This is a genomic window from Rhizobium sp. A22-96, from assembly GCF_053521805.1.
Genome location: NZ_JBNWDQ010000007.1, coordinates 73,674 through 95,417 on the forward strand (window position 1 = coordinate 73,674; position 21,744 = coordinate 95,417).

Sequence of the window (21,744 nt, forward strand, 5' to 3'; positions counted from 1 at the left end):
AGAATATGCTTTGAAATTCGACCGTCAATTTATAAGGTACAGAAATTGCGCTATAAGCGTCGCTTATAGCCCTGTTCACTTCTGCTTGGTGTTTGGACGGTCTGAAATGGAATTTGACGACTCCGGACTCAGAATTCGCCAGCTGCAGATCCTGCGTGAAGTCGTTCGCGCGGGATCCGCTCGTTTGGCTGCAAAGATGCTTGGCATCAGCCAGCCTGCGGTGAGCCAGAACATCAAACAGCTTGAGGACACCGTGGGGTTTGCGCTCTTCCGGCGCGAGAGTAACGGGCTCGCTCCGACGGAAAAAGCCTTCGAACTACTGAGAGTAGTCGAAGCTGCGCTCACTGGATTGGATCGCGTTAGGCAGTCGATCGGAGCGCTTCAAACGATAGACACAACGACGATTGCGATCGCCGCACCTGCGATATTCTCCTTGAACGCCATTCCAAGGGCTGTCTCCAAGATGCGGGAGAGCAATCATGCCTACAGGTTTCAGATCAAATCTGGAGACTATGAGCAAGTCAGCGATCACGTGCTCCGTGGTGTTGCCGATCTGGGCATCACCCGACTACCCTTGCATGACGAAATGTTCGATTGGGTCCCCGTCGGCATAGCGACCAACGTCTGCCTTTTCCGACCCGATCATCGATTTGCGACAAAAAAGATAATCACAGCTGATGATCTCATTGGTGAGACCCTTGTCGACATAGATCCTCAGGTCGCGTCTCACCAGATGAGCGTCAACGCGTTGCGCTATGTGGGAGCGAAGGCTGATATCGCGGTCGAATATGATGGCAATGGCCATGATGCGGGGTTTGTTAGCGCAGGCATTGGTGTTTCCATCACCAACGAGATCATCGCCCGCGAATATGCTGCCTTCGGTCTGACGAGCCGTCGATTTCAGCCCGGCGCTACTTATCATTATGTCGTCTTCTGGCAAAAGGGACGGCAGCTCAGTGACACTCTGCGCCTTGCCGCCGAGCACTTGGTTGCCGCCATCGCGGCATGAGCGCCGCCTCCCTCGATACTCTGTGGATAGCTGGGCATTTTTAGCAGTTCCCAAAAATGGACGGAGACAAGCTTAGAAAGCCCTCGTAGCGTTTTCGCCAAGAGGATTCGACTGGAGAGACCTTTGCCGGAAGTTGATACCGAGTTCGCTTATGCGGTGCGCCGGGATGCGAAGAGGACATGGACTGTCTACGAGACGACAAGTCACGCGCCTGCCTCGATGGGAGATATGGTGCTGGAAAAGCTTTCGCTGATGGATGCTGAGGATTTTATGGCGCTGTTGAATTGGGTTGATGCAAGGCGGCGGGAATGCGGCAATCTTTAAGCGACCGGACGCCTACCGTCCACTCGGTGTGACGACTTCTGAAGCCTTTCTCTCGCGCAGCCGGTTCACAGGAAACTGTTCATCCGCGGCTTTTTATCGTGACGAAGAGTCAACAAGAGAGGCAATTCGATCTTGCGTGCTCGTGGGTCGCAGCTGGTCGGCACATTAATTGCTTGCCATTTTCGGAAGTTTGCTTCGTACAGCTCCGCCTACCTCCGACATGCGGTCTCCACCACTCATTTCAAGCTCAAAAGAATTATGACAAACACTTTCGTGAAACTTGTATCCGTCAACACCGATCCCGATCGCATCAGTGAGATCATTCGCCGAACGCTCACGCCAGCGCGATATGAATGCCTCCCTTCAAACACCAGATTCCATCACAAGTTGGACTTCGGCACGGCGTGCGAGACCCATGTCTGGACCACTCAAACCGATACTGGTTACTCGGTCGCTTCGGACGACACTCTCAGGAACCACATCGAGGTCCATTTCGTGGAAGCGGGGCGCTATCAATCAAAAACAAACACGCAGCGAGTCGTTGCGGATGCCGGCCAGGCCTATCTTCTCGTCGATCCTGAGGGTCATCGTATCGCCTGCCAACCCGGTACGATTCAGAGCAGTATTGCCTTTCCAATTCAGAAGCTTTCTCGATTGATGGAACTCAATGCAGAGGACCCGATCGAGACCTTGCGCACTTTGGTCCCGATACTCGATGTCGGGCATCCGGCCCCCCGCCTCATCTGGCAGATCGGTAAACTCCTGCAAGGGGGTTGCGATCCCGATCTCGGTGTTGCTGCGTCACCAATTGCTGCCAGCCTCCTCGAGGAGGCCTTGCTGCAAACGCTGGTCGACGCGTGGCCGCGTCAAGGGCCAGAGTCCAGAGCGCGCCACAATCCACATCCTCGCTACATCAAACGCGCAATGGAGTGGATCGACGCAAACCTGTCGGGGAAAATCACTCTTGAGAGTATCGCTGAAGCATCGGGGGTAGGCGTTAGGACGCTTCAAACGCAGTTTCGGACGGAGCTCGGTATGAGCCCGATCCAATATGTGATCAAACAGCGACTGCAGGCCGCACATCGAGAGCTCATCGCAGCGGCGGACGATCAGACAATAGCCGCGATCGCGGCTCAATTCGGGTTCGGGCATATGGGTGAGTTTGATCGCCGCTATAAGGAGGTCTTTGGCCGCAAGCCTTCCGAGACGCGCAGATCATCACGTCACCTTCGCTAGTTCGGTAGAGATAGTCCGGATGGCAAGATCGTGGCCATTCGCCTTGCCGCGGAGACACTGACCGGTCCCCTAATCAGCGTGGGCGAGGGTTGAAATATCTACATTGCGAAAGGCTTGCGAGAAAGCGCAATGATTTTCCCTCGGGCATTCCTTGGGATCCTCATTCGAAAGGGTTCGTTTACTTTGCGAGCCAAATCGTGAGGTCGCTCGCGACACGTGGGTAGTCGATCTGCTCATCCTCTTAGCCCGCACCCTTCGCCTCGGTGGTGGAAAAAGGAACCAGATCGATTTGGGCCCAATGATTGGGCAATCGACCATATTCGTTTCAATTCGATTACCCGTGTCACGCGGGAAGCTCTCATGGAAGAGAATTTACCCATGTCTTTTCTGACCAACGCCAGCATCCGATCGAAAATACTTTCTGTTATCATCCCGCTGTGTATCGCTGGCGTGCTTGCCGCAGGATTTATGTCCTATCGTTACAAGCAGACCGACACCGCTTATTCCGGTTTCATTAGTATCAACAACATCGCAGCGATCGATATTGCCCGGGCAAGCCGGAATCTCTTGGCACTAAGCTATAGCGCATACCAGATCATGGCTTACGATCCAAAAGATCCTAACTTCAAGGCTGCGGACGCGCTGTATCGCAAGACGTCCGTCACGCTTATGACAAGGCTGAACAACGCAAGATCGAGCCTGCCCGATCAGCACGAGATCCTGGATAGATATATCGCAAAGGCACAGGAGGTGTTGGCGCTCACCGATAAAGCTGTCCAGTTTGGGGCCGCCAATCGAAACGATGAAGCGCGTATCGAGCTTGCAAAGGCGGACGCTATCATCGTTCCCCTCTCGAACGACATGAGCGACTTCATTACCAGCGAGACAGAAACCATCCTCAAGATGAGCGACGATCTGACAAGCGAGACCGATTCCACCATCTTCTTTGCATTGGTGTTTATCGTGACTGCTTTTCTTGCAGGGATCGCCGCGGCCCTGATGATCGTCTCGAAGGCAATTATAGGTCCGATTGGCCGTTTGAGGGAGCGAATGGTGGCTCTCGCTCGCGGGGAGACCGAGGCGCCTGTACCTGATAAAGGTCGAAGCGATGAAGTCGGTCAAATGGCCGGTTCAGTGGAGGTATTTCGGCAAAGCGCTGTTGAGCGTATCCGCCTTGAGTGCGAAGCGGAAGAGACCCGCGCTGCTCATAAATCCACACGTGAGGGATACGAAAGGCAGAAAGCTCAAGATGCCGCCGATATGCAATTCGCTGTCGAAAATCTTGCGACGGGCCTGTCGAAACTGTCCGATGGCGACACCTCATTCCGTCTTGAGAAACCGTTCGTCCCCAATCTCGACTCGCTGCGGACTGATTTTAATGTATCGGTCGAACAGCTCCATCTTACTCTCAGTCAGGTCGCGGCGTCCGCAGACGGTATCGCCATGGGCACAAATGAAATGCGGTCCGCTGCTGAACAGCTTGCCAAGAGGACGGAGCAGCAGGCAGCAGCGGTGGAAGAAACCGCTGCAGCCCTAGAGCAGATCACGACTACGGTCAAAGAGTCGACCGCAAGGGCAAGGGAGGCAGGCGTGCTTGTCGGTAAGGCAAAGGCGAGTGCGGAGCACTCCGGCGCCGTGATGCACAATGCCATTCGCGCAATGCAGAAGATTGAAGGCTCATCTTCGGAAATCGGCAGCATTATTGGCGTCATCGACGAGATCGCGTTTCAGACGAACCTTCTCGCACTTAACGCAGGGGTAGAGGCGGCCAGGGCCGGAGACGCTGGCAAGGGCTTTGCCGTCGTCGCCCAGGAGGTGCGTGAACTTGCGCAACGTTCGGCCAGTGCTGCAAAAGAGATCAAGACGCTTGTGACGGCGTCCTACGCGCAGGTTCAGGAGGGAGTAAAGTTGGTCGGCGATACCGGTGAGATTCTGCAGACGATCGTCTCGGAGGTCCATGTCATCAATGGGCATATGAAGGCAATTGTCGACGCCGCTCATGAACAGTCATCCAGTCTGCAACAGATAAATCAAGCCGTGGTCACGATGGATCAGGACACCCAGAGGAATGCTGCGATGGTTGAGGAAACGACGGCAGCAAGCCATAGCCTCGCGGGCGAGGCCGCATCGCTGAAGAGGCTCTTGTCCCAGTTCAAACTTGTTGCTGGAGCTTTCGAAGTAGCTCAGCCGCATCGGTTGCCGGTCACGGCCGACCAGAGCGGGTTGATGCCATCCGTTCATGCGCTTCACCAGACAATCGGGTCGGCATCTGCTGATCGGGGCACAATCCCGATGCGCAGACGAAGGGTTTCGTGATGATTGCGAAACTCGCCAGCCCAAGCGGGCGTCTTGAACATGCGGGCTTTGTCTAACCGTGAGATGGATTCAATGATTTGCGGCGGGTCCAGCACAGGTAGCGCCCTACAGATCCACCGTCGGTCCGGAACACCAAGCGCCGCTATGGACGCCATGATCACCAATTTCTTTAGTAAAATATCCTTATGAAAATCGCCGCGAGTATTCCCAGACCAGCGAGGTTGCCCGCTCTCCTTGGAGCTGTTTGTGTCGAATATGGATTCGAACTTTTCCTTGCGACTGAAGCCTCCGGATCGGGTGACGAAAGAGATGAAGTGAGCGTGATTGCGAGCAACTGGCCGGGCTATAATCGCCAGTTGGCTGGCTCGATACAGCGTCACTTCATTAAGGAACTGCGCGTTCATTTTAAACAGTCGAAGCTTTCAATCGTCCGGGCACCTATGTTCGATCATGGAGAAAGAGTGGGCCAGCAGTTGCAAGGCGTGAAAGTACTGGGCCATTCCGTTGCCTTCAGTTTCTACAATGGTCTCGGCATTCACCATATCGTTGCCTACACCTTTGGCCCAGAAACCCTTTCGGGACGAGAAACACACGAAATGCAGGCGCGTACCATCGAGGCCGTAAGGCTGGCGGAGCAGCCGAACGAACCTAGAGAGCGGCTGTCTGTTAGAGAGCTGCAATGCCTTCATTGGTCAGCCGAGGGAAAGAGCAGCGTCGAAATTGCCCGTATTCTTGTGCTCTCGCCTCACACAGTCAACACTCACTTGAGGAGCGCAATGCAAAAATTGAATGTCGCGAATCGCACACACGCAGTCGCAGAGGCTTGCCGTAATGGATTGATCTAACGGCCATGCGTATATTGCAGCGTATCCCACTTGTACAATGGACGATCGCGGTCGCCCTCCGGCGCGGTCGCTACGCGCCTTCGCGGCGAACGATACATCTGCCCACTGAAGTCGCCGGTGGGTTCGACGGCCAACGAAAAATCACGTTCTCGTGGCGTAAAATGTAGGAAGTGAGGCGCAGCCCAACCCCTCGCAGAGGGTGCTGACATCGATCATGCTTTTATGCAAAACCATCAATGATCCATCGGAATTAATGCAGACTCTGCACAAGCCGGTCAGTTCTTAAGTTGTTATGGCAGTTAGATACCGCCCGGTGTTACGGTTGTTGGATTGTCTAAGTCGTCGTCTTTTCCCTCTTCGGGCTTATGGTCAAAGCGCTTCACGTAATCCAGAGTTGGGAAATCCAGTCCGATGGAGATTGTTCGGCGTGGGCCAGGCGAAAAGTATTGCTCGTGACGGACGATCTTTCTGCCCGTCCGTTGCTCTTTTTGTTGAATCGCCAATTCGAGCGCGGCGCGGTCGCGGTTGAATATGGCTTGGCGATTTTCAAGTAACGCGTCGGTCTCGTCAGGATAGAGCTTATCCGTCTGGATATCGAACCCCTCAGGCGATCGAACGTTGAAAAAGTGAGCGAGGATGAACAAGGCCCATGGGGTCGGGTTCGACGAGGGGCCCGAGAACAATGCATTGATTGAGGAGGGGAACGAATGATTAAGCCAGAAGCCAGCCTCGCTATAATGGCTCAAAATCTGCGAACTGGGATTGTTCGCGGCTAACTTCTTCAAAATCAGTGAACGGGGAACAAGCTTCAATGCTTCTGTGGGACAATAGAGGTGGTAGCGGAGGCCGCCGTCCCCAACGACTTCTCGGAGCCGCTCTATAGCGATCGATTGAGGCTTGTCACGAGAGAAGGTGTCGTATCGATCCCATCCGCGCTGCTCGTCGCGTAGTTTCGCAACTTTCGACTGCATGAAATACGTTGCGCGCCAGCTGTTCTTGATCCCCACATGTGGGCTGGTATCGTGAAAAATGATGTTGAAGGCGTAGTCGGCTTGGGTGACATCGCCTTCGAAATTTTGAGAGAATCCCTCTGTCTCGAACTTTATACCGAGCTCGGGGGCATCACCCAAAGCGCTCCGAACCGCGGCCTTAAAAGCTTCGACCGTCCCATGGAAGTCGCCGCGGGGCCTTCTAGCGTTGTTCATAAACCAAAGTAGCTGGTTCGTAATCGTTTTTTCGTCTGTGTCTGGATTGTCATGCACATCAGATGAAAGGATACGATCGATAGCTGTGAAAAAATTGAAGAGGGGATCGAAGAGTATATTAGGAAGCATTTACAGATTGGATCGCTTAGTGGAAATCTTCCCACTGTGACCAGGAAACACTTAAAGACAGGTATCTTCGAAGGCCGAGAAGGTGTGTGCCCTTTCGAAAAGGGCCGTATCGTTGTGGACCTTGATGCCAAAAGTGAATTTTCGAGCAAAGATGACGCCCGATGAGGGTGAATATGAGTTCGTTTCGTCAGTAAGCTGTTCGCGGACTCATGCAAAGCGCGGATTGTCGATGATCTCTTCCCGCCCATTTCTGCGGATCATGAGCTTGCGCATTCCGCGCTCAAGGATATCGCCGTAGTCATGACCCGCTTCTACATTGCAGACCCAGACAAAGACGAGCTTTTCACCACCGGTGTTGATGGAACGATGCGCCCAGTCGGGTGGAATGAAGGCGCAGACCCCTGGATCCATGCGCACGATCTCGCTTTGTCCGTCCCTCGATTCCAGCAGAAGAACGCCATGGCCACTCTGGGTGTAATAGACCTCGCCCATGTCACGCCGCTTGTGGAAGTGGCCACGGGTCATGAAAAATTCCTCGCCGACTGTTCCCGGTTCCATGGTGGTGGTGCCGAAGAAGAGGTCGCTGCCTTCCTTCTTGTACTCGACAACTTCGTAGACGACCGGATCATTGTGCTCGGATACGAGCGTCTCCAATGCCGGACGATCCTGAAAGATCGGCCGCAGCTCGCTTAAACGCTTCGTGTAGCGGCCGGTCTCGGGCGAGACGCTTCCGGTTTGGCCATCGATGAGCACTCCTTCGGGCAAAAGCATACACAATTCCTTGAAATGTTGGCCTACTGATAAGCTAAAATGACAATTTTTCGCCGGCAGGAAATCGGATGTGTTCGGTTGACTTTGCTGCAGGAGAAGAAATGCAACTCTAACATTAAGCCTATGAGCACCCTCTCCGGCGTTGGGCAAATCTCGCTGAGATCGGTCTCATAGTCAATGTTGTTGTATGAGAATCGTTTTGTTCAACCATGTTGGGCGAGCCATAATCGACGAGCAGGACCTGCTCAGTCATGATCCAAACACCTGGCGAGGGGTCCGCGCACAGCTTCCAAGCGCCCACTGGCGGGCTCCGTATTAAACGGTTAGAACCGTTGCACGAATGCAGTTTTGGGTCGTAGTGGTGTCGGATAGCGTGGAAAAAAACGGAAAAAATGGTGGCGATAGGCCTGCCCGCCTCATCGATGTTGCACGTCTTGCCGACGTATCGCGTGCCACCGCTGCCCGTGCTCTCGGCGGGTATGGCCTTGTCAATGAGGAGACGAGAGAGCGGGTTGCCGCCGCCGCCCGTGAATTGAACTACAGCGCCAATGTTGTCGCCCGGTCCATGCGGGCGGGGAGCACGCGGACAATCGGTATCGTCGTCGCCGACATCAGCAACTCGTTCTTCAGCTATGCCACGAGGGCCATCATCGATACGGCCGGCCAGGCCGGCTACCAGACCCTCGTCCTCAACACGGACGATGATCTCATCAAGGAAATCGACGCCGTTCGGGTGCTGTTGGAAAAGCGCGTGGACGGGCTCATTGTCGTCCCGTCGTCGCCGACAAAATATGAGCACCTCGTACTCGAATCGGATCTGGCAAAGCCGCTAGTGCTGCTTGATCGTCGCGTAGAGGGCTTCGACGCCGTCACTGCATGCACCGACGACCGTTCAGGCGCGAAGGCCGCGGTGGATCTTTTCCTCGAGCGTGGCCATCTCCACATAGGGCTTCTGTTCGCGACTGCAGCCGCACATGGAACCGAAACGGCACAGCCGAAGGGCGTCGTATCCACAGTGCTTGATCGCGTTGCCGGCGCACTGGACGCGGTTTCCGGCAAGGCGATCCCAGCGCCTGTCATCCGGTATAGTCGCAGCGAATTGGGAGCGAGCCGTGAGGCAGCCCTGGAGCTTCTCGCGCAACGCCCGCGCCCGACGGCCATTCTTGCCACCAACGAAGAGATGGCCTTGGGTGTTTTGGCAGCCTGCGGGGAGCTCGGTCTTTCCATTGGCAGCGATGTCTCATTGGTCAGTTTCGACGATACGCCCTGGGCAAAGGTTATAGCGCCTGCCGTCTCCGTGATCCGGAGGCCCGTGTACGAGCTCGGATATGCCGCCGTCACTGCTCTCATTCGCGAAATGAAAGGCGAGGGCAGGCCCGCCAGCATCGAGCTGCCGACCCAATTGATCGACAGGTTCTCGGTTGCCACCCTTGTGAAAAAGTAGATCTCTACCGCCCATAGTCGCTGAAGGCCCACGCGAGACTCGATCTCGATCGGATGCGTCTTCGGGCTCGGTCAACGTATAGATCCCAAAAAGAGATCGATCTCTATTGACATAAACGCCTGTCTCAGTCATTTTCGCGATGTGAGATCGATCTCACTAGGGAGGATATTATGATTTTGATGGGAACGAAGCGTCTCCTGGCCGGAGCCGTGTTTGCTGGCGTTGCGCTTGCACTGGGAGCAGCAGCTCCAGCGGCAGCCAAAGAGGTTAAGAGTGTCGGCATCTCCGTCGGGTCGCTTGGCAACCCCGGTTTTGTCATCATTTCCAATACGGCGACACGGCTGATCAAGAAGGCCAATCCGAACGCACAGGTGACGACAGTCGGCTACGACTACGACCTCGGCAAGCAGGTCAACCAGATCGACAACTTCATTGCAGCTGGCGTCGACTTCATTTTGCTGAACCCGGGCGATCCGAAGGCGATTTCGCCGGCGATCAAGAAGGCGCAGGCCGCCGGCATTCCGGTCGTTGCCTTCGACACGACGGCTGAAGGCGCCGATGCGTCCATCACGACCGACAACGTCATGGCCGGCCGGGTCGCTTGCCAGTACATCGTTGACAAGCTGCAGGGCAAAGGCAACGTCATCATCCAGAATGGGCCGCAGGTCTCGTCAGTGATCGATCGCGTCAACGGATGCAAGGAAGCACTTGGTAAGGCTGCCGGCATCAGGATCCTGTCCGACGATCAGGACGGCAAGGGATCGCGAGACGGCGGCATGGCCGTGGCGCAGGGTTATCTGACCCGTTTCCCGAAAATCGATGCCATCTTCACTATCAATGATCCGCAGGCGATCGGCACGGCGCTTGCCGCCAAGCAGGCCGGCCGCAGCGACTTCTTCATCACCTCAGTCGACGGGTCGCCGGATATCGAGGCTGCCCTGAAGGATCCGAACTTTGACATGATCAAGGCTTCGGCAAGCCAGGACTTCTATGCCATTCCGAAGGTGTCAGTCGAAACGGCTCTCGACCTGATCAACGGCAAGAAGCCGGCTAAGCCGGTCATTCTGATCCCGTCCACCTTGGTTACTCGCGAGAATGTCGGCGAGTACAAGGGCTGGAACTTCAAGCACGAAGATTGAGCTTCAGAAGATCACGAGCAAAACCCTCTCCGGGCGCCGGGGAGGGCACCTTCAATATTGGAAAAGATCTGCACATGACGAAGCTCAGCCAAGCAACCCTGCGGTCTCTCGGACCGAATGTGACGACACCAGGCTATGATCGCAGCCTTTTGCGAACCGGCATCGTTCACTTTGGTGTCGGAAACTTTCATCGCGTTCATCAGGCGCTTGCGATCGAGGCTTGCCTGCATCATCCCGGCAATGAGGGATGGGCAATAACAGGTGTCGGTTTGACGGACGGGTTGGCGGCTTCGGCGAAGGCGGAAGCTTATCGCCGGCAGGACAATCTTTATACCGTTACCGAGTTGACGTCGCCAAACCCGCGTCAGACGCAGGTTGTCGGGGCAATGATCGAATATCTCCATGCTCCCAATTCCCCCGAAACTGTTCTGGCACGTCTCGTTGATCCTGCGACCCGTATCGTCTCGCTCACCATCACCGAAGGCGGCTATAACATCGATGAGATGACCGGCAATTTTCGCCTCGATGCACCCGAGGTGCGCGAGGAACTGGCCGGCGGTCCACCCAAGACCGTGTTTGGCTACATCGTCACGGCATTGGCACGTCGCCGTCAGGCGGGAGTACCGCCCTTCACCGTCCTCTCCTGCGATAATCTCCCGCGCAACGGCGATACCACGCGCCTGGGCGTCGTGACATTCGCAAAGGCCGTTGATGAGGACCTTGCCGCCTGGATCGATGCGCAAGGTGCATTTCCGAATTCGATGGTCGACCGTATTGCTCCGCAGGTGCCGGAAGTCGAACGGGTGCGCCTGGCTGAACTGACCGGTGTTGACGATCTCGTGCCGGCAACCTGTGAGACCTATACGAGTTGGGTCGTTGAGGATCGTTTCTGCGCCGGCCGGCCGCAGCTTGAGCTTGCTGGCGTTGTCTTTAGCGACGAAGTCGCAGCCTATGTCGCCGTCAAGGGCAGGCTGTCCAACGCCGCCCACATGCTGATGTGCTATCCCTCCTTGTTGATGGGGTCGCGCTTTGTCGACGAGGGGATGCGGGAACCGAATATCGTCGAACTGCTCCAAGCCTTCTGGGATCTCGATGCGAGTGATCTCGTTGTCCCCCCTTCGGGTTATTCCATTCCGGCCTTTACCGGCAAAGTCATTGAACGCTTTGCCAACCCAGCGATCAAAGATCACCTGCTGCGGGTTTGCGGCGACGGTGCCTCGAAGATTGTGGTCTTCCATGGCAAGACGATTACGCAGTTGATTGCGAACGGCAGCGATCTTACCCGGGAAGCTTTTCTTATCGCATGCTTTGGTCGCTATCTGCGTGGGATCGACGATAGTAGCGAGCGCTATGAAATCTTTGAGCCCCACATCAACGACTGTGACTGGGCGCTTTTGCGCTCGGAGGATCCGACCGCAGTCCTCGATATCGAAGCCTTCCGCGGATTGCAGCTACGGCAAAGCAGCCGCTTCGTAGATGCGTTCCAAACGATATCGGATCAGCTTCTGCTGATGGGAACGTCTGCCACACTAAAGCAGCTATTGGCTTAGGAGGAGAGAGATGAGCGACACATCGACAGTACCTTTTCTGGAAATGCGGAACGTTTCCAAAAGCTTCGGCCAGAACCGGGCGCTGACGAACGTGACGCTCGATTTCAAGTTCGGCGAAATTCACGCATTGATGGGCGAGAATGGCGCCGGCAAATCCACCTTGATGAAAATCCTGGCAGGCGCCTACATCCCGGATGAAGGCTCGGAGATCCTGATCGACGGCGAGAAAGTTGCGATCGACGGACCGATGGCGGCCAAGCAGCTGGGCATTTCGATCATCTATCAGGAGCTGGCTCTGGCTCCCAATCTGTCCGTTGCAGAAAACATCTACTTGGGCCGAGAGGCGTCGCGGGGGGCTTTCATCAATCGGGAGGCCATGTTTTCGGGCGCCGAAACTGTGCTGCGCCGTCTCGGTGCGAGCTTCACCGCCAGGGACAAGGTAGCGACCCTATCGATCGCTGAGCGGCAGTTGGTGGAGATTGCGCGTGCCGTTCACGCCCACTCGCGCATCCTGATCATGGATGAGCCGACGACGACTTTGTCCGAACGGGAGACCGAACGTCTTTTCGCCCTGGTTCGCCAGCTGAAGCAGGAAGGCCTGGCGATCGTCTATATCAGCCACCGCATGAAGGAGGTCTACGAGCTTTCGGATCGGGTCTCGGTTCTGCGCGATGGCAACTATGTCGGGACGCTGAATCACGACGCCATCACGCCGGAAGCCGTCGTCCGCATGATGGTTGGCCGCGATCTCTCGTCCTTCTACAAAAAAGAGCACGATGCTCATGGCAGTCGTGGTCGGGCTGTCCTCTCGGTTCGAGAGATTAGTGACGGGTGGCGGGTCAAGCCCTGTTCCTTCGATATTCATGAAGGCGAGGTTCTCGGTATCGCCGGCCTCGTCGGAGCCGGCCGAACCGAACTGGCACGACTGGTCTATGGTGCCGATCCTAAAGTCACGGGGACAATCTCTGTTGATGGGCGAGAGGTCGCCATTCGAGCGCCGTTGGATGCTGTCAATGCCGGTATTGCCTATCTGACAGAGGATCGGAAGGCACTTGGCCTGATGCTCGACATGTCGGTGTCTGAGAACATCAATCTCGGCGTGATTTCGCGCGATGCGCGGCCACTAGGCTTTCTCAACGGCGGCAAGGGCCGCCAGCGAACCTCGGCGGCAATTCAGGCAACGGGAATTCGCACCTCTTCACCGGATGCAACAGTCGGCGGCCTTTCGGGAGGCAATCAGCAGAAGGTTCTGCTCTCGCGGCTGTTGGAGACCAAGCCACGGGTGCTCATTCTCGATGAGCCCACACGCGGTGTCGATATCGGCGCCAAATCGGAAATCTACCGCCTGATTGACAAGCTCGCCCGCGAGGGCGTGGGCGTCGCTGTCATCTCTTCGGAACTGCCCGAGATCATCGGGATTTGCGATCGCGTTATCGTCATGCGTGAAGGCGAGATCGCCGGCGAAGTCGGCGGTACCGCCGGAGAAATCACGCAGGAAAACATCATGGCCATTGCGACCTCGGCAGGGAAGCAAGCGGCATAGAACTCTGCGTCGCCCCCGTGGGGGAGCGCAATTGCAAAGTGAGGAGGATGCCATGACATCGACCAACCCTTCAGCGGCAGAGGTGTCGCGCCGCAAATTTTCCCTGAGCGCCACGCTTCGTGCGCTCGGTATGTTGCCAGCGCTCGTGTTGATCGCCATCCTGTTCCAATTGTTGTCTGGCTACGTCGAGACTGGGACCCTGTCGTGGACGGACGGACGGTTCATGTCCTGGAATAATTTGTCGATCGTCGCCCAGCAAGCATCGATCAACACAGTGCTCGCGGCTGGCATGACCTTCGTTATCCTGACCGGTGGCATCGACCTCTCGGTCGGCGCCGTGCTCGCTGCCACTGCGATGCTTGCCATGATGGCCTCGCTCGTCCCTGGACTGGGCATGGTCGCGATTATCATTGCCCTCGTCGCCGGGATTGTCCTTGGACTGGTCAATGGTGCGTTGATTGCCTTCTTGCGCCTCCCGCCGTTCATCGTCACCTTGGGAACGATGACGTCTGTCCGTGGCCTTGCCCGGCTGTTCGGCAATGACAACACCGTGTTCAACTCCAATCTTCCCTTTGCGTTCATCGGCAACGGCACCGTCTTTGGTATCCCGTGGCTGGTCATCATTGCGCTGGCAACGGTGGTGGTCTCCTGGTTGATCCTGCGCCGCACGGTGCTGGGCATGAGGATTTACGCGGTCGGTGGCAACCCTGAAGCATCTCGCCTTGCCGGTATCAAGGTGTGGCTGATCACCCTCTTCGTTTACGGCATGTCCGGGCTGCTGGCTGGTCTCGGTGGAACAATGTCTGCGGCCAAGCTCTACGCGGCAAACGGTTCGCAACTCGGTCAGTCCTACGAGCTGGATGCCATCGCGGCAGTCATCCTCGGCGGCACCAGTTTCGTCGGCGGCGTCGGTTCTATCTGGGGCACGCTGATCGGCGCACTGATCATCGCGGTTCTTTCAAATGGCCTTATCCTGACCGGTGTCTCCGACATCTGGCAGTTCATCATCAAGGGTCTCGTGATCATCGGAGCCGTCACACTCGACCGGCTGCGCATGTCGGGTAATGCCCGGACCTAATTCGGTAGCGCGCAGATTGCGCGCTCACCTCCACCTCCCAAATGCGCCAAGAGGAATGATACTGTGGCAACCTCTCTCTCTCTCGCTAACCTGGTTGCAATCTCCGATCGCGTGCCTGTGCCTTCCTATGCGCGAGAAGATCTTTCCCCAGGCATCGTGCATTTCGGCGTCGGCAATTTCCACCGTTCGCATCAGGCTGTCTATCTCGATGCGCTCATGAAATCGGGAGACGCAAAGGATTGGGCGGTCATTGGTGCCGGTGTGACCGCCCATGACAGCGCCATGCGCGACAAGCTCAAGGCGCAGGACTATCTCACCACGGTCGTCGAGCAGGATATCGGCAAGACGGCAGCACATGTTACGGGCGTCATGGTCGACTTCCTGACGGCCGATGATCGCGAGAAGATAGTCGATGCGCTTGCTGATGCTGCCATCCGCATCGTCTCGTTGACGATTACCGAGGGCGGCTATTTCATCAATCCGGCATCGGGTCGATTTGATGTGGATCATCCGGCCATCCGGGCTGACGGGTTGACACCCAGCGATCCGAAGACCGTCTTCGGGATAATTCTCGCCGGGCTGAAGCGTCGGCGATCGGCCGGGATCGTACCTTTTACCGTCCTTTGCTGCGACAACATTCCGGGTAATGGACATGTCGCCATGAATTCGGTCGCAGGCCTTGCCCGACTGTCTGACCCGGAATTTGCCGATTGGATCGAGGCAAACGTTGCCTTTCCAAACGCGATGGTCGATCGTATCACTCCGGCGACGGGCGCTCGCGAGATCGATCATTGCCGCAAAACGTTCGGCATCGACGATCAATGGCCCGTCTATTGCGAGGAGTTCAAGCAATGGGTGCTTGAGGACAAATTCACCGCCGGCCGGCCGGCACTTGAGAAAGTCGGCGTCACCTTCGTTGAAGATGTGGCTCCCTATGAGCTGATGAAGCTCCGCATCCTCAATGGTGGGCATGCCTCCATCGCCTATCCCGGTGAACTTCTCGATATCCAATTTGTGCATGAGGCCATGGAAGACCCGCAGATCGGAGCCTTTCTGGCGAAACTCGAACGGGATGAGATGATCCCGACCGTGCCGCCAGTGCCTAACACTGATCTCCATGCTTATGCCGATCGGGTCCAACAGCGCTTTCACAATCCGAAAGTGGCTGACACGATTGCGCGCCTCGCTTACGATGGCTCCAATCGCCAGCCGAAATTCATCGTACCCGTAATTGCCGATCGAATTCGCTCCGGTGGCAGCGTCGATGGGTTGGCGTTGGTATCGGCACTTTGGTGCCGCTATTGCTTTGGAAGCACCGACTCCGGCAGGGAGCTCGCTCCGAGCGACCCCAAATGGGATCTACTAAGAGCAACATCAAAGGCCGCGCGCAAAAACCCGTCCGCATGGATATCGCAGGCCGATATATACGGCACTCTCGGACAATCTGAGGTCTTTGCGAAAGCATTTCGCAAAAGCCTGATTTCCCTTTGGGTCAATGGGACTCGTGGAACCCTGATGGGCTACGCGAACGGCGACTTTTGACGGGCAAGCTGCTTGTGCCCTGGAGTACATCAATGCACTGCTATCTTGGAATCGACATCGGCACGACCGCGGTGAAAGCTGCAGCGATTGGGCTGGATGGGTCTCTCATCAAGTCGTCAGAGGTGATGATTGAAACGATCAGGCCCAAGGCCGGTTGGTCGGAGCAGCACCCGGATGCCTGGGTCGAAGCTGCGCATTTCTGCATCGCCAAAATCGCCGAAGGTCTTCCGGCGAGATTGAACAACGTCTTGGCGATTGGTTTTTCCGGGCAAATGCACGGTCTCATCGCCCTGGGCGCTGACAATCGACCACTCCGAAATGCTATTCTTTGGAACGATGATCGCGCGTCGGCTGAAGCCGAATACTTGAACCGGGCGGATCCCGACCTTGCAGCCATTCTTGGTGTTCCCGCGACGCCAAGCTTTCTCGCACCAAAATGGATGTGGCTTGCCAAGCACGAGCCTGAGATCGCCGCGAGCACACATAAGATCCTGTTCCCTAAGGACTATGTGCGAATGATGTTCACAGGCGATGTATCGACTGATGTCGTCGATGCATCGGGCGGATGGCTTCTGGATCAGCCGACGCGGTCGTGGTCCGACCGCGCGCTCGATTTGTGCAATCTCTCTGCCGACCTGCTGCCGAAGCTCTGCGAAAGCGCGACTGTTGTCGGCGCAGTCTCCCCCTCGGCTTCGGCCCGCTTCGGCTTGCCGCAAGGAGTGCCGGTTGTTGCGGGTGCGGGCGACGCCGCAGCTGGATGCGTGGGCTTGCGAATGGTGCGGCCGGGTCAAGGTTTCATCAATCTTGGCACCTCGGCGCAAATCTTCGTCACCAGTGATCGGCATGAGCCGTCTCCGATTGAAATGATCCACAGCTTCAGTCACGCACTACCGGACCGATGGTTCCGAATGGCTGCTCTGTTGAATGGTGCGAGCGCCCTTGGTTGGCTAGCACGGATACTCTCCGAAACACCTGCGAAGTTGGCGGCGGGAGCGGCAAGGGCATGGTCGGCAGAAACGCCACTATTTCTGCCCTATCTGTCCGGAGAAAGAACCCCGCACAATGACCCGCGTGCGAGGGGCGTATTCTTTGGTCTTGCGTCAGCAAACGAGCGTGCGGATCTTGCTGCGGCCACGTTGGATGGAGTTGCCCTGGCACTGCGCGATGCTTTCGAGGCACTCGCTCGCAGCGGTTCGGTATCGTCTGTCATGGGTGCTACCGGTGGCGGTACGCGAGACAAGTTCTGGCTTGAGCTGATCGCTTCTGCTCTCAAGCTTCCGATCGAAGTCTATGGGAGTGCTGCCAGTGGCGCCGCGGTCGGGGCAGCTCTGCTTGCCCGAGCAATCTCGTTCCCGCTCGAAGATCTGCCGCCACTGTCAGTTTCAGATCGCATCGAGCCAAATCGCGAAATGTCGGACATACTCGACGGCCGATATTCTCGCTCTACGAAGCTGTATGAGACAATGACGGCCGACAGGGCAAGGAGCTTGGGTTAAATTCCGACTTGAGCGACCTAGAACTGAATGGCCATATCTCGCCTAGTGGAAGAACTAATAGTTGATCCTAGATACTTTATGCGGAGTGCATCTTGGCTCGATTTAGGGGTAGTAGATTGGTCCTCAGCGAACGATCACGGCACGCCTGCCGCAGTCATAGCGGGAGCACGGACTAGATCAGCTTGCGTTGCCGGCGCCGTTGAAAGGCGGTCGGGTTGGCGCGGAATCCGAACGGCCGCTGCTGTTTATGCGTGGTTATGCACTTCCATAGTTGTTGAAGCGATATTCCGCTTATTTGTGTAATAAGTTGCGTAATTCCGCATGCTTTGTTATTGTGTGCCCATAGCGATATTCCGCATGCTTTGGACAAAAGGGTGCTATTCCGCATGATTCCATCAATTTTCAATATGCTTGGCGACCAACTCCTCGCTGCACGAAAGGGGCGAAAGCTCAGCCAGCCGGAGCTTGCGAAGCGGCTGGGCCGCGACCGAGCACGTATATCGGAGTTGGAGCGCGACCTCACGAACGATCGCTTAGGACGAGACCGACTGACATTGTTTGCCGAAGTTTGTGATGCCCTTGACCTCGTACCGGTCCTAGTGCCGAGGTCGCGGGCGGCTGCCGTGCGACATCTCATTGACGAGCCCAGCGAAAATCGCCACACGGCGCAGGCCGCCAATGCATTTGACGAGCTTTTCGTTGACCTCGATGAAGACGAGATCGGCTGATGGCAAAGGCATCGGCCATTCTTGGTGTTCATATTCTTGACCGGACGCTTGGCCCAATGAGGGCAGGGACGCTGACACGGGACGCCGACGGCGGCGTCGCATTCATCGTTGCCGAGCCTTACCTTCGTCACACGAACCGCCCAATCTTAAGTCTTGGATGGTATGATCCCGATGACGACGCTGGCACGCGGGATCGTTTGGCCAGAAGAGGGGACAAGATCGGGCTGCATGGCACGCTACCGCCATGGTTCTCGGGATTGCTCCCGGAGGGCGCTTTGCGAGACCTTGTTCTGACAGAAATGGGACCAGGTAATCACGATGAATTCGATGTCCTGACGCGGCTTGGTGCGGACTTGCCTGGCGCCGTCCTCGTTGTGCCAGAAACCGAGACGCCATCGTCGGTAGGGCCACTCACCCTCGAGGATATGCAGGGGTTCAAGGCACCGCGTCCCACGGGAACCGTGAAGTTTTCCTTGGCCGGTATCCAGCTGAAGTTTACGGCAAATCCTGATGGAGAGCGACTAACGATCCCTGGTCGTGGAGATACTGGTCGCTGCATCATAAAGGTTGGCAGTGAGCGATTTCCAGGCCTTCCAGAGGCCGAATTCAGCGCCATGCAATTGGCAAGCGCAATCGGTGTCAGGACCGCCACGTGTCGTCTGGCACCTCGCAACACGGTGCAGGGTGTGCCCGAAGAATTATTGGCGCATGGAGAGAGTGTCCTGGTTGTTGACCGCTTCGACAGAGCGGACGAGGGCGCCCGTATTCATATGGAGGACGCTGGACAGGTGCTCGGGGCAATCGGCGATCGGAAATACACGATGGCAACGACCGAGACCATCATCAACATGGTTCGCCGGTTTAGCACTGACCATCGTGACGATATCTTGGAGGCGGTACGCCGCGTTGTCGCCGACGTCTTGATCGGAAACGGCGACAGCCACCTGAAGAATTGGTCCTTCCTGTTTCCGCGACCAGGTGAAGTCCGGCTGTCTCCTGCCTACGACATTGTGCCCACGGTTCTCTACATGCCAGCCGACACGATGGCGCTCCGATTTGTGAAAGCGCACAGTTTCGAGCATGTGAACCTTCATCGTTTCGAGAGGGTTGCGAGCTTCCTTAAACTGGATCCCAAACCCATCCTCCGTGAGGTGACCAATTCCATTGAGCGTGCACTGGAAATCTGGCCGGATCTGGCACCTGAACTGCTGGGGGAGGGAAGGGGGAAACGGATCCTGTCGCGATTACAAACACTCAGTTTGGTCCGTGAAATGTCGTGACCACGGCCAACATTTACATCCCGCAGTCGAATCAGGCTCCACCACAATAGGCCGGTGTGAGAGCAAGGATCACTGATTGAAACCACCGGAATCAATCCACGCTCAATCATGAGAATGCGGCCTGTGAGTTCATGCTGAATCGCGACTTGCAAGCTGGTTGAAGTTAACCGGCATGTCTCATCTGCGCGAGCAGTTTCTTGCGGAAGACTTCGGCCGGTGTGCGGAAGCCGAGGCTTTTTCGTGGCGTCGTATCGCAGATCTCGATCAGGCCGGCCTTGGATACGGATAGTGGATCAATCTCTCTCGAAAGCCATTTTCGCACCCGGCCATTGGTGTTCTCGACGGTGCCTTTCTGCCAGGGTGATTGCGGATCGCAGAACCACGTTTGGGTGCCGATGCTGGCTTGCAGATAAGGCCAGTCGGTGGACTCCGTGCCCAAGTCGAAGGTGATCGAACGGCGCGCGAGGTGGGGTAGGGCATGCAGCGTCTGGATGAGACCGTCCATGACAGGTCGGGACTGCCGGTCATTATTGCGCAGGAAGATCGCGAAGCGGCTGACCCGCTCAACCAGTGATGTAATATTGACCTTGCGGAACTTCTTTCGGAACTGGATCAGATCGCATTCCCAATGGCCGAACTGTTTGCGATCGGCAACGACGTCCGGGCGACGCAGAATGTTCAATTCCGGGCTAAAGCGTTGGCCATGCTTGCGTCTGGAATGTCGCGGTCCACGTCTGGCACGATGCTTCGCTAGGTACCGCCATAGCTTGATAGCCTGTCCGTCCGCCGAATAGGTGAACTTGTAAATTGTCTCGTGGCTCACTGAGATCGGATGACGTTCCTAGCGCATGCGACCGGCTATCTGTTGCTTATCAAAAATGGCAAACAGGGTGAGTTTTATGTGGAATTCAACACTTGGATACGAGCCTATTGATCTGGACATTGGCCTACAGGCAAAAAAGAACCCCACTGAGTGAACAGCATGGTTTAGGCTCAGAGATAGGAACGGGGGATGCCGTGTGGGCTTGGTCCGAAGACACAGGCCGTCTCCCGCGGCCCGTTGAAAAAGTGTTGCTGTCGGCGAAACTTGAAACAAGCGATATTTGCTGTCAGGGGCGGGAAGCGCTATATTCAGCGCATAGGAGATCAACGATGCTTTTGAAAAAGTACGACGAGAACAAGGAAGCCCTGAAGCAGATCGGCCGGGAAGCAATTGCCGAGCGACGCCGTCTGGGCTTGCCGATCTCCGCCAAGGACCTTGCTAACGAGGCCAAGGATCGCGCTGAGCACGAACAGGAAATCCGTGTTCCCGCTGCCATGAGGCGGTAATTGCTGAAACCATCGTGCATCATTCTGGGCGGTCCCAACGGGTCCGGCAAGTCGTCCGCTTATGGCAAGCTGAAGCTCGACGGCGTATGGATCAATGCTGACGAGATCGCCAAGGAGCTGACCGGAACCAGCGACGGCCGGGCGGCGGCCATGGCAGCGGGCAGGGCGGCCATCAACAAGATTCGGGAGATGATCGATGCCCGGCAATCTTTCGTTTTCGAAACGACTTTGAGCAGCCAGCAGGCCATCAATCTGATGCGGGATGCGAAGGCGGCCGGGTTCACGGTTGGCCTGTATTATACGGCGCTAGATTCTGTAGAGACGAACATCGAGCGCGTCAGACAGCGGGTCGAGGCTGGTGGCCATGACATTCCTGAAGCGGACATCCGCAGGCGGTGCAAGGGATCTCTGGATAAACTCAGTGCGGCCCTCAAGCTGGCAGATGAGGCTCTGCTGATTGACAATAGTTCGATCCAGCCTCGCGAAGTGATCCGGGTCAGCGCCGGGAAGGTTACGGCCTTCGACGTCGACGACGAGAACGAGCTGCACAAGCTGTATGTTGCAAAAGTCTGTGAAGTTCTGGGACTGGCGAGGACATACGACAGCTTCAGAACGCCGGAATCCGTTGCTCAGGAGGTCGAGGATCTGACAGCTCGGATCCTTAGGAGCATGCCGGGTCACAAACCGGACCCCTCGGGAGACAAGTAAGAGCGGCATGTTCGAACTGATCAAACCTGCTCGAAACGGTTTACGTACGCCACCCTTGTTGTTGAAGAAAGC

17 protein-coding genes and 2 pseudogenes are annotated in these 21,744 nt (G+C 56.4%); 16 read left to right on the forward strand and 3 right to left on the reverse strand.

The window, feature by feature from the left end:
• The first annotated feature begins 106 nt into the window (after window positions 1–106).
• From ACQZ6F_RS27485 to ACQZ6F_RS27505, 5 genes are all read left to right on the forward strand, one after another.
• Window positions 107–1,009, forward strand: coding sequence for a LysR family transcriptional regulator (locus ACQZ6F_RS27485; RefSeq protein WP_449095232.1), 903 nt, complete (start codon window positions 107–109; stop codon window positions 1,007–1,009).
• A gap of 123 nt (window positions 1,010–1,132) precedes the next feature.
• Complete coding sequence (locus ACQZ6F_RS27490; protein ID WP_449095231.1) at window positions 1,133–1,333, forward strand: hypothetical protein; 201 nt, start codon at window positions 1,133–1,135, stop codon at window positions 1,331–1,333.
• Window positions 1,334–1,591: 258 nt separating this feature from the next.
• Entirely contained in the window at window positions 1,592–2,569 is a 978-nt protein-coding gene (locus ACQZ6F_RS27495; protein ID WP_449095230.1) for a helix-turn-helix domain-containing protein, read from the forward strand.
• Between the two features lie 378 nt (window positions 2,570–2,947).
• Window positions 2,948–4,885 carry a methyl-accepting chemotaxis protein gene (locus ACQZ6F_RS27500; protein ID WP_449095306.1) on the forward strand — a complete coding sequence of 646 codons (1,938 nt, stop codon included), beginning with the start codon at window positions 2,948–2,950 and terminating at the stop codon, window positions 4,883–4,885.
• A gap of 185 nt (window positions 4,886–5,070) precedes the next feature.
• The gene (locus tag ACQZ6F_RS27505; RefSeq protein WP_449095229.1) at window positions 5,071–5,730 is read left to right on the forward strand and encodes a helix-turn-helix domain-containing protein; all 660 of its coding nucleotides are present in this window, start codon (window positions 5,071–5,073) and stop codon (window positions 5,728–5,730) included.
• Window positions 5,731–6,029: 299 nt separating this feature from the next.
• Here the strand turns inward: ACQZ6F_RS27505 and ACQZ6F_RS27510 are convergent, their stop codons facing one another.
• Both ACQZ6F_RS27510 and ACQZ6F_RS27515 read right to left on the reverse strand, forming a co-directional pair.
• Window positions 6,030–7,064 (reverse strand): hypothetical protein, encoded by a 1,035-nt coding sequence (locus tag ACQZ6F_RS27510; RefSeq protein ID WP_449095228.1) that lies wholly within the window; start codon window positions 7,062–7,064, stop codon window positions 6,030–6,032.
• Window positions 7,065–7,271: 207 nt separating this feature from the next.
• Window positions 7,272–7,835 (reverse strand): glucose-6-phosphate isomerase family protein, encoded by a 564-nt coding sequence (locus ACQZ6F_RS27515; RefSeq protein WP_449095227.1) that lies wholly within the window; start codon window positions 7,833–7,835, stop codon window positions 7,272–7,274.
• Between the two features lie 373 nt (window positions 7,836–8,208).
• On the opposite strand from ACQZ6F_RS27515, the gene ACQZ6F_RS27520 reads away from it, so the two are divergent.
• From ACQZ6F_RS27520 to ACQZ6F_RS27560, 9 genes and pseudogenes are all read left to right on the forward strand, one after another.
• A complete protein-coding gene (locus tag ACQZ6F_RS27520) occupies window positions 8,209–9,279 on the forward strand; it encodes a LacI family DNA-binding transcriptional regulator (protein WP_449095226.1) in 1,071 nt (356 codons plus the stop codon).
• A gap of 170 nt (window positions 9,280–9,449) precedes the next feature.
• Complete coding sequence (locus ACQZ6F_RS27525; RefSeq protein ID WP_449095225.1) at window positions 9,450–10,418, forward strand: ABC transporter substrate-binding protein; 969 nt, start codon at window positions 9,450–9,452, stop codon at window positions 10,416–10,418.
• 74 nt (window positions 10,419–10,492) lie between these two features.
• Window positions 10,493–11,968, forward strand: a complete 1,476-nt coding sequence (locus tag ACQZ6F_RS27530; protein WP_449095224.1) for a mannitol dehydrogenase family protein — start codon at window positions 10,493–10,495, stop codon at window positions 11,966–11,968.
• Window positions 11,969–11,978: 10 nt separating this feature from the next.
• Window positions 11,979–13,511, forward strand: coding sequence for a sugar ABC transporter ATP-binding protein (locus ACQZ6F_RS27535; RefSeq protein WP_449095223.1), 1,533 nt, complete (start codon window positions 11,979–11,981; stop codon window positions 13,509–13,511).
• A 52-nt stretch (window positions 13,512–13,563) separates the two neighbouring features.
• Window positions 13,564–14,589, forward strand: a complete 1,026-nt coding sequence (locus ACQZ6F_RS27540) for an ABC transporter permease subunit (protein WP_449095222.1) — start codon at window positions 13,564–13,566, stop codon at window positions 14,587–14,589.
• A 63-nt stretch (window positions 14,590–14,652) separates the two neighbouring features.
• Window positions 14,653–16,131 carry a mannitol dehydrogenase family protein gene (locus ACQZ6F_RS27545; protein WP_449095221.1) on the forward strand — a complete coding sequence of 493 codons (1,479 nt, stop codon included), beginning with the start codon at window positions 14,653–14,655 and terminating at the stop codon, window positions 16,129–16,131.
• Between the two features lie 32 nt (window positions 16,132–16,163).
• Window positions 16,164–17,627 (forward strand): xylulokinase, encoded by a 1,464-nt coding sequence (gene xylB / locus ACQZ6F_RS27550; RefSeq protein WP_449095220.1) that lies wholly within the window; start codon window positions 16,164–16,166, stop codon window positions 17,625–17,627.
• A gap of 407 nt (window positions 17,628–18,034) precedes the next feature.
• A pseudogene (locus ACQZ6F_RS27555) lies at window positions 18,035–18,193 on the forward strand (helix-turn-helix domain-containing protein); the annotation flags it as partial.
• 161 nt (window positions 18,194–18,354) lie between these two features.
• Window positions 18,355–19,635 (forward strand): type II toxin-antitoxin system HipA family toxin, encoded by a 1,281-nt coding sequence (locus ACQZ6F_RS27560; RefSeq protein ID WP_449095219.1) that lies wholly within the window; start codon window positions 18,355–18,357, stop codon window positions 19,633–19,635.
• A gap of 163 nt (window positions 19,636–19,798) precedes the next feature.
• Here the strand turns inward: ACQZ6F_RS27560 and ACQZ6F_RS27565 are convergent.
• Window positions 19,799–20,503 (reverse strand): annotated as a pseudogene (locus ACQZ6F_RS27565) (IS30 family transposase); the annotation flags it as partial.
• A 284-nt stretch (window positions 20,504–20,787) separates the two neighbouring features.
• On the opposite strand from ACQZ6F_RS27565, the gene ACQZ6F_RS27570 reads away from it, so the two are divergent.
• Together ACQZ6F_RS27570 and ACQZ6F_RS27575 are read left to right on the forward strand one after the other, a co-directional pair.
• Window positions 20,788–20,964 carry a hypothetical protein gene (locus tag ACQZ6F_RS27570; RefSeq protein ID WP_449095218.1) on the forward strand — a complete coding sequence of 59 codons (177 nt, stop codon included), beginning with the start codon at window positions 20,788–20,790 and terminating at the stop codon, window positions 20,962–20,964.
• Window positions 20,965–21,672, forward strand: a complete 708-nt coding sequence (locus ACQZ6F_RS27575; protein WP_449095217.1) for a zeta toxin family protein — start codon at window positions 20,965–20,967, stop codon at window positions 21,670–21,672. It begins immediately after the preceding gene.
• The last annotated feature ends 72 nt before the right edge of the window (window positions 21,673–21,744 follow it).